Source organism: Candidatus Binataceae bacterium (assembly GCA_035294265.1).
Lineage (GTDB): Bacteria > Desulfobacterota > Binatia > Binatales > Binataceae > DATGLK01.
The window spans coordinates 1-11,052 of the sequence record DATGLK010000001.1; the positions used below are offsets into that span (position 1 = coordinate 1).

An 11,052-nucleotide genomic window follows, 5' to 3' on the forward strand; every position below is an offset into this window, starting at 1 on the left:
ACATCAATCGGTCACCGGCTCAGTTTTGATCGCCCTTTAACCCTTGGCAAGTAGCGGGCCGCGGTGCAGCGCGGTTTGCGCTGGGTAGCGCGCGCAGGGCCGCGGCGATCTCCTCAGCTACCGCAAAATCGGATTCCAACCGCGCGGCCTTGGACAACGTGCGTTGCGCCGAAACGCCGCCCAGGTTACCCAGGGCCCAAGCTGCATGGGCGCGCACTAACGGCTCGGCTTCCGTCCGCAGGCTTTCGGCCAGCACCTCGACGGCGGCTGGATTACAGCTGTTGCCCAGCGCGACCGCGACGTTGCGCAGCAGCCCACGTCGTTTGGCGCGCTTGATGGCGCTACGCGCAAAGCGCTGGCGGAAGCCCGCATCGTCGAGCCGGAGCAATTCGGGCAGCGAGGGATTGAGCTGGTCGTAACTGGTGCCGTTGGATTCATTCCAGGGGCAGACTTCCTGGCAGATGTCGCAGCCAAAGACCCAATTGCCCAAAGCCGAGCGCAGATGAACAGGGATGGGGCCACGCAGTTCGATCGTCAGATAGGAGATGCATAGGCGCGGCTCGATCCGATAGCCCTGTGCAAGCGCCCCGGTGGGGCACCGATTCAGGCAGCGGGTGCAGCGACCGCAAAACTCGCCGTAGTCGCGTTGCGGACCTTCCAAGGGGAGGTCGGTGAAGATCTCGCTGAGGAAAAAATAGGAGCCCTGCGCGCGATTGATCAGATTGGTATTGCGGCCAAACCAACCCAGCGCGCTCTCGCGGCCCCATTCGCGCTCCAGCACCGGCCCAGTATCGACGTACACGCGCGCTTGCGCGCCGGGCCGCAGACGCTGAACCTCGGCGGCCAGGGCGCGCGCTCGCTCCAGCACAACCAGGTGGTAATCGGGACCCAGGGCGTAAGAGGCGATCCGACCTCGCAGGCTGGTACGCCAATCGGTTAGGGGCGGCGGACCCGGGGCCTGGTAGGGAAAAGCTAAGCTGATGACCGCGCGCAGGTGGGGGTCCAGCCGGCGCGGGTCGAGCCGCCGCTCGGGGTCGCGCGCCAGATAAGCCATATCGCCAGGCCTGCCTTCGGCCAGCCATTGAGCGTAAAAGTCTTCGCGCGGCAGACGACGTAGGGGGGCAAAGCCTACCAGAGCAAAGCCCAACTCATGCGCGGCGGCCTCAATTTCTGCCTGCAGGCTGGTTTGGGCTACCCCTTTTGGGTGGATGCGGCTTGACTGCGCCTCTGCCATGATTACCTTTATAGATAGGCGCAAGCCGTGTTGCAGTCCAAGGGAGCCTGAATGCCGATGTCTGAGTTGGTTGACACCGTGGAAAGCGCTACCGGCGAGATTGCCTCGCCCCCGATCAATCTTACCCCCAAAGCAGTGGAGATGGTGAAGCGCACTCGCAATAAAGAAGGCTTGGGTGCCGGCCATGCGCTGCGAGTCGGAGTCGTTGGCGGCGGCTGTTCGGGTTTCCAATATTCGCTGGGCTTCGATGCCGAGCAGCGCGACAACGACGTCAGGGTGCACTTCGACGGAGTTGATGTGGTAATCGACGAGGTCGCACTGCCCTATATCGCCGGGACCACCTTGGATTATGTTGAAGGGTTGCACGGCGCGGGCTTTAAATTCGATAATCCCCGGGCCAGCCATACTTGCGGCTGCGGCTCGTCTTTTACGGTTTAGGTAAGGGCTGGGCCTTTTTGAGCCGAAATACAGGTCAGCAGCGGCCGGCGGCGCTCCATGAGCGCCGCCGGTTTTTTTGCGCGCAACAATCAAAACGGCCTGCCGGGTGCGAGGCCGCGCGGCGAGGGACTTGGTGATGGAGCGAGTTTTGGAGGGGCAGGGTATTGTCGTGACCGGGGCCAGTCGCGGAATCGGCCGCGCGATCGCGCTGGAGGTGGCGCGCCAGGGCGCCAACGTCGCATTCAATTACAGCCATGGCCACGACGCAGCGGCCGCACTTGAGGCCGAGTTGCGCGCGCTTGGAGTCAAAGCCAAGGCTTTCGCCACTGATGTGACCGACCTCAAGGCGGTGCGCGAGATGATGGCCGGGGCGCGGGCGGAACTGGGCCGCCTTGATGGGCTGGTCAATAACGCCGGGATCACCCGTGACAAGTTGCTGATGATGATGAGCGAAGAGGACTGGGCGCAGGTGCTCGCGGTCAATCTAACCGGCGCTTTCAACTGCGCGCGCTCCGCGATTTTCAACATGATGAAAGCCAAGCGCGGCAGCATTCTCAATATCAGCTCGATCAGTGGGTTGGTGGGCTTGCCTGGACAGGTCAACTATTCCGCCGCCAAAGCTGGGTTGCTTGGAATGACCAAGGCGCTGGCCAAAGAGGTGGCGCGCAGCGGCATTCGGGTCAATGCTTTGGCCTTGGGCTTTATCGAGACTGACATGACCGCCGCTTTGCCTGAAGAGATACGCGCACGCGCGCTGGAGATGATCCCGCTGGGCCGCTTCGGCCAGGTCAGCGACGTCGCGCCGCTGGCGGCTTTCTTGCTGTCGCCCGCGGCCGGCTACATCACCGGGGCGGTGTTCCAAATCGATGGCGGGCTGGCGATTTAGGAACGCGCGGACGCGCTCGAAAGTCAAGCAAAAGCTGTTAAGTAATCTCGCGGCCGCGGCTGAATCTTTGCTTGAAAGCCCCTGCCGGGCTCACGATAATCGGTGCTGTGAGTGCGCAAGAAAATCGCCCGATGTTGTTCGACGAGGCTCCGGCTCCGCAGGCTTCACGGGAGTTGGCTGAACTGCGCACCAGTGCGGCCTACCAAGCGCCGTTCGAAATTGTGCGCCGGCGCGTGATCGACGATCTAAACGAAGGCAAGATGACCACCGACGCTACTGTCGTGATCCGGGTCGGCGAGACCGAGGAGACCGAGGCGGCGCGCGGCGTGGGCGTGGTTCACGCGCTGGACTTGGCTTTGCGCAAGGCGCTGCTGAAGTACTTTCCTTTCCTTGAATCGGTGCGAGTCACTGAAACCTATACCCACGGCAGCGGCGAGACCACCGAAGCCGAAGTGGTCTCGGTCAAGAAATTTTCGGACGGGCGGAGCAGCTGGACCACGATGGCCAAGTCGGCCAATACGGTGGAGGCGGGCTGGAGCTCGCTGGTGGACGGCTACGAATGGCGGATCCTGCAGGAGCAGATGCGCGGCCTGCAAGCGGCGCGCAATCCGCGCATGTCCAGCCGTTAGACTTTATCCCTTTATCCCGGACCGGCGGTGTTCCCGCCGGTCCGGACTTTGCTCGCGACCTTTCCGCTTGATTGATAACTCATCTCAACGAGGCAAGGCTCGTGCGGCACATCTGGTGCTGCTCTACGACTCCCGCTGCGGCGTGTGCCGGGGCTCGGTGTGTTGGCTGTTACGGCGCCGCCATCGTATCGAAGCAATCGACCTTTATGACAGCGAGGTAGCCCGCCGCTTTCCCGCGTTGAGCTCCGAGCAGTTGACGCGCCAACTCCATGCAGTTGACGATTCGGGCCGGCTTTATGTAGGCGCGCGGGCGCTGGCCGAGGCCCTGCGCTATCGGGGCGGCTGGGCGAGCTACTTGGCGCTCTTGTGGCGTCTCCCGGGTTTCGCGCCGGTGGCGCAGTTAATGTATCGCGGCTTCGCCGCGCATCGCCCCCGTGACTCGGTGTGCGGAAACCCGCGCATATGAAATTGAGCCCGCCCAGGCCGTGACGCCGCGATTCAGGCACCCCCTCCCCGAGTAGGGAGGGGGTAAGGACCGGTTAAGGGGTGGGTATTTTTATTGTTCCTAGAGCGCGCCCGCGCCAACTGTTTTCAGAGGAGAGGACGCACAGCGCTGCTATTAGGCCGGCACTACTGCCAGCAAATCCACCTCGATCAGAAACTGCGGATCCGACAGGCGAGTAACGCCGATCAAAGTGCTCCCCGGGGGCTGTTCTTTGTTGAAGAAGCGCGGGATTCCAGGCTGCGCCATTAGGGCCATATAGGCGTCGACGTCGAGCACGAAAGTGCGGCGATAGACCACGTCGTCCCAGGTTGCGCCGGCGGCTTTGAGTTGGATGCCGAGGTTTTCATGCACGTGCAGGTACTGGGCGCGCAAGTCGCCTGGAGCCACGCATTTGTAATTGTTGTCGGAGGGAGTTTGCCCGGCAATAAAGACCAATTTCATCGGCCCTGTGACGGTAATGACGCGGCTGTAAGCGGGATGCCGAAACAGTTCGGGAGGATTGATAATTTGCTTTTCCATGATTGATAACCAGCCTCGAATGGCGAATCTAATGGCCTGCTCGTGATGGTGTCAAATCGCCGCGTCGCCGCAATCCCTGAGGCCATCAAACTTCTGCCAGTATTCTTTCGCTTGGAGCGTAGGCTTTGCTTTGCAACCCAGGTCGATCTAAAGCTGCGCTGAAACGCCGGCTCCAGGTACCGGTGCAAGAAATCTCTAGCGCATGGGCGGCCGAAGCGATGTCAGTTCGGCGCCTGGCGCGTCGCACAGGAGCGAGCAGATGGCCAAAGCTAAGAAAGCAAGTCTTCACGAGCGTCGGTGGTGTGCTGCTCTCGCGACACGTCCGCTGCTGGCAGGGGTACTTGTGATCCTGGTCTGGGGTGGTGCGGCATCGAGCCAGCCGCCGGCGCCTCGGGGAATCGATCTGATGGCGGTACTCGCGCAGGTACCGGGTGGGCTGATGGCCGGCAACGTCTCACCGGTGCGCGAGTTGGTCGATCCCTACCCGACCTTCAACAGCGTGGCGCTGGATGTTGACCATCATATCGCCGTGCTGAGCGACAACAACATGAACGGGGTGCTGGTGTACGACCTGGGCGCGGGCAGCGCTAATGGTACCGGCATCACGCCTTACCTGCGCCATATCCAAGGGCCACTCACCCATATCGGCTCGCCGGTAGGGGTGGCGCTGGACCCTGTCAAACATCGGATCTGGGTGGCTGATAACGATATCGCCGAGAGCGTGGGCAGTTTTCCCTACGACGCCGATGGCGATTATCCGGCCCAGGCGTTGGCGGTGCCGGTGGGTGCTTACGGGATCGGACTCAATCAGCGTTTGCAGCAGAAGGCGATCAGCGAGGAAGACCAGAGCATGATCATGATCTTCCGCCTGGGCGCGCATGGCGGCGAGCCCCCGCTGCGAGAAATCCGCGGACCTCATACCCGGATGGCCGATCCATACGGGCTGTATTGGGACGAGCCCCATCGAGAGATCACGGTTACCAACCACGGCGATTGGAATCAGGGTTATTGGGACGCCGATTATCAGGGCGGTGGGCGCTATTATCCACCTTCCATTACTACTTTTGCCGACGACGCCAAGGGCGACGCCACGCCGCTGCGGGTCATCGAAGGGCCACGCACCCGGCTTAACTGGCCCTTGCAAGTGGCGGTGAACATTGCGCGCGACGAAATCGCGGTCGCCAATTTGGGTGACAGCTCGGTCCTTATCTTCAAGCGCACGGCCCATGGCAACGTCGCGCCCCTCCATGTGATCGCCGGGCCGCATACCGGCCTGCTCTATCCCACCGGAGTGGCCTACGACGAAGTCCATCGCGAGCTGTGGGTAACCAACTTGGGCCACACCGCGATGGTGTTCGATAGCGGAGCCGACGGCGACGCTCGTCCCAAGCGGATCATTCGCAGCTCGCCGGCCAATTCACCGGTGTTGGGGATGAGCCATCCCTTCAACGTAGCCTACGATTCCAAACGCGATCAGCTGCTGGTGCGCAATTGCAATACCGATCCGCGTATCGGGATTTTCGAGCGACTGGCCAGCGGCGGGCAGGCGCCGGTGCGAATCGTGCATGGGCAGCGGACTCGGCTGACCCGCACCGGCCACGGCATCGCCTACGACGCGGTGCGCGACGAGATCGTCTCTAGCGAAGCGACCGCGGGCGCGATCGTGGTTTTCAAAGGCGGCGTTGACGGCGACCGCGCGCCGATTCGGATTATCCAGGGGCCGCGCACCCAATTGCATCAGCCCTGGGCGGTAGCCGTCGACGACGTACATCAGGAATTACTGGCGGCGGACTACAAGACCGGGGCGGTCCTGACCTATCCGCTGCTGGCTCAAGGCGACGTGGCGCCGATTCGGATTATTCAGGGGCCGCGCACGGGCCTGGGCGCCGAGACTGGTGGTCTGGCGGTCGATGCACGGCGGGGGCTGATTGTAGTGTCCAGCTATAAGAGCGGCCTGTACGTTTTCAACCGCACGGATAATGGCAACGTTGCGCCGCGGGCCCATATCCGCGGTCCCCATGCCGGTTTCAGCCGCTCGGGCCAGATCGCGGTGGCCAACGGTCTGATTTTCGCAGTGGTGGGCAGTGCCGGCGGTTATCGTCCGTCGTACGACGGCGGTGGTTTCGCGCCGCGCAAGGATTGCGTGGGGCCGCCCGACGTAACCATGAACGGGCTGATGACCTTTATCGGGGTCTGGAGTTTGGATGACAACGGCGACGTGCCGCCGCGCCATTTTATTCACGGCCCGGCCTGCGAATACACCAGCGGCAACGGGCTGGCGGTCAATCCGCGCGCGGGCGAGATTTATCTCACCGACGCGCTTCGCAATGGCACCTTTGTGTACCTTGTCCCTTCATTTTTCGATTCGTGATACAGGGGAATCGGGTGTTCGATTGGGTAAGGCGGTGTCCAGTTCGGGGTAGGGGACAGCCGGGGTTTGTGAACACGCCTGGGGAAGGGCTCAAAACCTATGTGGATCGTCAAACTGGCGTTGCGCCAACCGGTGACCGTGGGCGTGATGGCGGCCTTGATGCTGCTGCTGGGTTTGGTGTCGCTCAACCGGATGAATTTCGACATCTTTCCGGCGGTCGATATTCCGGTGGTCGACGTGGTCTGGAGCTTTCCCGGCCTGTCGGCCCAGGACATGGAGACCCGGGTCATCTTTCTGACCGAACGAGCCACCTCCTCGGTAGTCAACGGGATCGAGCACATCGAGTCGCTGTCGATTAACGGCGCGGGCGTACTCAAATACTACTTTCAACCCGGCGTTGACACGGCCAAGGCGATCTCTGAGTTGGCGGCCGAGTGCGACGAGATTCGACCTAGCATGCCGCCAGGAATCAACCAGCCCACCATCCTGGACTATAACGCGACCAACGTACCGGTGTTGTTCGTGATGTTTTCCAGCCGCACCATGACGCAGAGTCAGGTCTTCGATTTCGGCTATAACTACGCCCGCATGTTCCTGTTCACTATTCCTGGGCTGTCCGCCCCGGCGCCTTTCGGCGGGGCCTTTCCGCAGGTGATGGTCAATATCGATCCGGCCCAGCTTTACTCCTACGGCCTGTCGCCCAACGATGTCGTCACCGCCATCCAGCAGCAGAACGTCATCACCCCGGCCGGCACGGCCAAAATCGGCAACCTCGAATACGACGTCCTGCTCAACGGCAGTCCCCGTCAATACAAGAGCCTGGAGGACGTCCCGATCAAGGTGGTTAACGGCGCCCCGGTGTACATCAAGGATGTCGCCCGGGTCAGCCTCAGCCACGAGGTTCAACACGAGATGGTGCGGGTCAACGGCAATCTGGGCACCTACCTGCTGATCCTCAAGCATCCCGCCGGCTCCACCATCCAGGTAGTGAGCGACGTCAAGGCAGCCTTGCCGCGGATGAAAGTCATCGCACCCAAGGGGGTTAATATTTCGGCAGCCTTCGATCAGTCGGTGTTCGTGCGCCACGCGCTGATCGACGTGCTGCAGGAGTCTTTGATCGCGGCGGCGTTGGTGGCGGTGATGGTGCTGCTGTTCCTGGGCTCGTGGCGCAGCACCTTGATCGTGATCGTATCGATTCCGCTTGCGGTCTTCAGCGCAGTGATCGGGCTGAAGCTGTCCGGACAGACGATTAATCTAATGACCCTGGGCGGGTTGGCGCTGGCGGTGGGAATGCTGGTCGACGACGCTACCGTCGAGGTCGAGAACATCCATCGTAACCATGCTACCGGCAAGCCGCTGGGAGTGGCGATTCTGGACGGCGCGCGCCAGATCGCGCTGCCTACCTTGGTCGGCACCCTGGCGATTTGTATCGTGTTCTCGCCGGTGCTGGGCCTGGGTGGCATCCCTCACGCCTTGTTTACGCCGCTGGCGATGGCAGTGGTTTACGCGATGCTGGCCTCCTACCTGCTGTCGCGCACGCTGGTTCCCAGCATGGCGCTCCATCTGTTGCCCGAGCGCGCCGACGACCATCATGGCAGCGGTTGGGGCGGCCGCTTTACCCGGGCTTTCGAGCGCGGTTTTGAGCGAGTGCGTGAGGCTTACAGGGTCCTGCTGATCAAAACCATTGCGCGCCGCTGGCTGGTTCTGGTTAACGTGGCGGTAGTAGTGGCGGCCTCGCTGGTTTTGGTCAAGGTGGTGGGCGAGGATTTCTTTCCTCCGGTCGATACCGGGATGATTCGCCTGCATGTGCGCGCGCCGGTGGGGACGCGGCTGGAGCAAACCGCGCGGATCGTCGACGCGATCGAGGCCGATATCCGCCGGGTAATTCCTGCTAAGGAGCTGATGATGGTCACCGATCACATCGGCCTGCCAGCCTCCTGGATGCTGCCCTACTACCAGACCGACACGGTCGGGCCGCAGGACGCCGACTTGCAAATCCAGCTCGCCGAGGAACACCATCCCACCGATCGTTACGTGCAGCAGATTCGCCGGGTTACCCGGCGCGATTTTCCCAACGTTATCGTCTATTCGCAGGCGGCCGACGTGATTAGCCAGGTCCTGAGCTTTGGGCTGTCGGCGCCCATTGATGTGCAGATGGTAAGTCGTAACGTGGCCAACAATTTTCGTCTGGCGGAGGAGCTTAAGCGCCAAATCGAGACCATCCCGGGTGCCGTCGACGTGCGTATCCAGCAGGTGCGCAATTATCCCGCCCTGCGCGTGCGGGTGGATCGGGTCAAGGCGCTGGAGGCAGGAATAACCGAGCGCGACATCAGCAACAGCCTGCTGGCCTCGCTCAGCTCCAGCGTTCTCACCGCGCCCAATCAATGGCTGGATTTGCGCACCGGAGTTAATTATGCGGTAGTGGTGCAAACCCCGCAGCGGCTGGTCGATTCCATCCAGGCGATCGGGGCTACGCCGCTGACCGGAACCGACGGCGCTAGCCTGAGTGGAACCGCCGGCGCGTCGCCGCAATTTTTGGCCAATCTGGCCGAGATCAGCCACGATACACAGCAGCAAGCGATAAACCACTACACCTTGCAGCGGGTCGTGGACGTCAACCTCAACGTCGAGGGCCGCGACCTGGGCAGCGTCAGCGACGCGGTGCAGCGCAAAATCGCCGGGTTGCATGCGGTACCTCGCGATATGACCATCCGGGTGCTGGGCGAAAGCGCGCGGATGCGCGAGTCCTTCAGCGGGATCGAAGACGGCCTGCTGCTGGCGGTGCTGCTGGCCTACCTGCTGATGGCAACCAATTTTCAATCCTGGCTGGACCCGATGATTATCATGGTGGCCGTGCCCGGGGCGCTGGCGGGAGTGCTGTGGATGCTGCTGGCGACCCATACCACTCTCAACGTCGAATCGATGATGGGTGCGATCATGGCGGTTGGGGTGGGCGTCGCCAATGGCAATCTGCTCATCACCTTCGCCAACGATCTGCGCGGCGAAGGCTACGACGCCACAGCGGCGGCGATCGAGGCGGCGGTGGTGCGGATGCGCCCGGTTATCATGACCGCGCTAGCGATGATTCTAGGAATGCTGCCGATGTCGCTGGCGATGGGAGCGGGCGGCGAGCAGAACGCCCCGCTGGCGCGTGCGGTTATCGGGGGACTGATCGCGGCTACCTTCATGACCTTGTTCGTGGTCCCGGCGGTATACTCGCTGTTCGCTCATCCTCGGCTCAGCAAGCGCGAACGAGCGGCGCAAATCGAGGCCCTGGCCGCGCAGGCGGAACAGGATTAAGTCAAACCAAGCCGAAAACAGAGAACGATGGCGCAACAGCGAAATTTGGGTACCGTCAAAGCCGGTCCGCTATTTTCCTTGACCTGGATTGTTGTCACGCTGATCGTGCTGACTGGGCTGGTGGCCTTGGTGCGCGCGCGTGAGGTCCGGCTGCAACATCAAACTCAAGTCCTGGCCCGGGCCGAGAGCTTGGGCCCGATCGTGTCGATCGCACCCTTGCAGCGCGGCGGCGAGCAGCGCTTGGCGGTCTATCCAGGCGACGTGCACGGCTATTTCGAGAGTCCGATTTATCCCAAGGTCAGTGGCTACGTTAAAGCGGTTCTGGTGGACAAGGGCACGCGGGTCAAAGCCGGCCAATTGCTGGTGGTGATCGAGTCGCCCGAACTCGACCGCCAAGTGCGCGCGGCCGAGGCCACCTATCGTTTAGCCGTGCTGACCGATCGGCGTAACCAGGTGCTGCTGGCGCAGCACGTGGTTTCCCAGCAGCAGGCCGATACCTCCCATCAGGAGATGTTGGCCGACCTGGCCAACTGGCAGTCCTTGAGCGCGATGAAGGGCTATGAGCAGGTCACCGCGCCCTATGCCGGGATCATCACCGCGCGTAACGTCGATCCCGGGGCGTTGGTGGCGATGGCCACGGCCTCTCAGACCACGGCGATGCCGGTGGTGACGCTGGCGCGCCTGGACCCGGTGCGGGTCTATGTGCAGATGCCGCAGGACGACGCCGCCCTGGTGCAGGATGGCGATCCGGCCGTAGTTACGGTCAGTCAGCTGCCAGGGCGCGAGTTTCAGGGCAAGGTCACCCGCAATGCAGGCGCACTGGTTAACGGCTCGCGCACGATGCTGGTGGAGGTCGATCTCGCTAATCCCGATTTCATCCTGCGCCCCGGGATGTACGCCGAGGTCCGCATTACGCTGTCAAGTAATTCCTCGATGCCGCTGGTACCCGATGATGCCGTGGTTTACGAAAATGGCAAAATTTTCGTGCCGGTGGTCAAAGACGACCGCGTCCATTTGGTGCAGGTCGCGCTAGGCTACGACGACGGGCTGCGCAGCGAAGTAATCCGAGGACTCAAGGGCAACGAAATGATCGCGTTAACACTGGGGCAGAGCGCGCAGGACGGTGAGCTGGTGCAACCTTTGCTCGAGCATCCGGCGCGTTGAAACCGT

The 11,052-nt window shown here is 62.2% G+C and carries 9 protein-coding genes; 7 read left to right on the forward strand and 2 right to left on the reverse strand.

The features are described 5' to 3' along the window. Positions 1–19: 19 nt before the first annotated feature. Positions 20–1,234: a tRNA epoxyqueuosine(34) reductase QueG gene (queG, locus tag VKV28_00005; protein HLH75160.1), complete on the reverse strand. Its 1,215-nt coding sequence runs from the start codon at positions 1,232–1,234 to the stop codon at positions 20–22. A gap of 57 nt (positions 1,235–1,291) precedes the next feature. On the opposite strand from queG, the gene VKV28_00010 reads away from it, so the two are divergent. From VKV28_00010 to VKV28_00025, 4 genes are all read left to right on the forward strand, one after another. Beyond that, positions 1,292–1,672: an iron-sulfur cluster assembly accessory protein gene (locus tag VKV28_00010; GenBank protein HLH75161.1), complete on the forward strand. Its 381-nt coding sequence runs from the start codon at positions 1,292–1,294 to the stop codon at positions 1,670–1,672. A 136-nt stretch (positions 1,673–1,808) separates the two neighbouring features. After that, positions 1,809–2,558, forward strand: coding sequence for a 3-oxoacyl-[acyl-carrier-protein] reductase (gene fabG, locus VKV28_00015; GenBank protein ID HLH75162.1), 750 nt, complete (start codon positions 1,809–1,811; stop codon positions 2,556–2,558). Positions 2,559–2,689: 131 nt separating this feature from the next. After that, positions 2,690–3,187, forward strand: a complete 498-nt coding sequence (locus VKV28_00020; GenBank protein ID HLH75163.1) for an alpha-isopropylmalate synthase regulatory domain-containing protein — start codon at positions 2,690–2,692, stop codon at positions 3,185–3,187. Between the two features lie 115 nt (positions 3,188–3,302). After that, complete coding sequence (locus VKV28_00025; protein HLH75164.1) at positions 3,303–3,653, forward strand: DUF393 domain-containing protein; 351 nt, start codon at positions 3,303–3,305, stop codon at positions 3,651–3,653. Positions 3,654–3,806: 153 nt separating this feature from the next. On the opposite strand, the gene VKV28_00030 is transcribed toward VKV28_00025, so the two are convergent. Next, on the reverse strand, positions 3,807–4,211 hold the full coding sequence (locus VKV28_00030; GenBank protein ID HLH75165.1) for a RidA family protein: 405 nt from the start codon (positions 4,209–4,211) through the stop codon (positions 3,807–3,809). Positions 4,212–4,617: 406 nt separating this feature from the next. On the opposite strand from VKV28_00030, the gene VKV28_00035 reads away from it, so the two are divergent. The 3 genes from VKV28_00035 (at position 4,618) to VKV28_00045 (ending at position 11,046) form a co-directional block, all read left to right on the forward strand. After that, a complete protein-coding gene (locus VKV28_00035; protein HLH75166.1) occupies positions 4,618–6,582 on the forward strand; it encodes a hypothetical protein in 1,965 nt (654 codons plus the stop codon). A gap of 99 nt (positions 6,583–6,681) precedes the next feature. Beyond that, positions 6,682–9,882 (forward strand): efflux RND transporter permease subunit, encoded by a 3,201-nt coding sequence (locus VKV28_00040; protein ID HLH75167.1) that lies wholly within the window; start codon positions 6,682–6,684, stop codon positions 9,880–9,882. A gap of 27 nt (positions 9,883–9,909) precedes the next feature. Further along, positions 9,910–11,046, forward strand: a complete 1,137-nt coding sequence (locus VKV28_00045; GenBank protein ID HLH75168.1) for an efflux RND transporter periplasmic adaptor subunit — start codon at positions 9,910–9,912, stop codon at positions 11,044–11,046. Positions 11,047–11,052 lie beyond the last annotated feature (6 nt).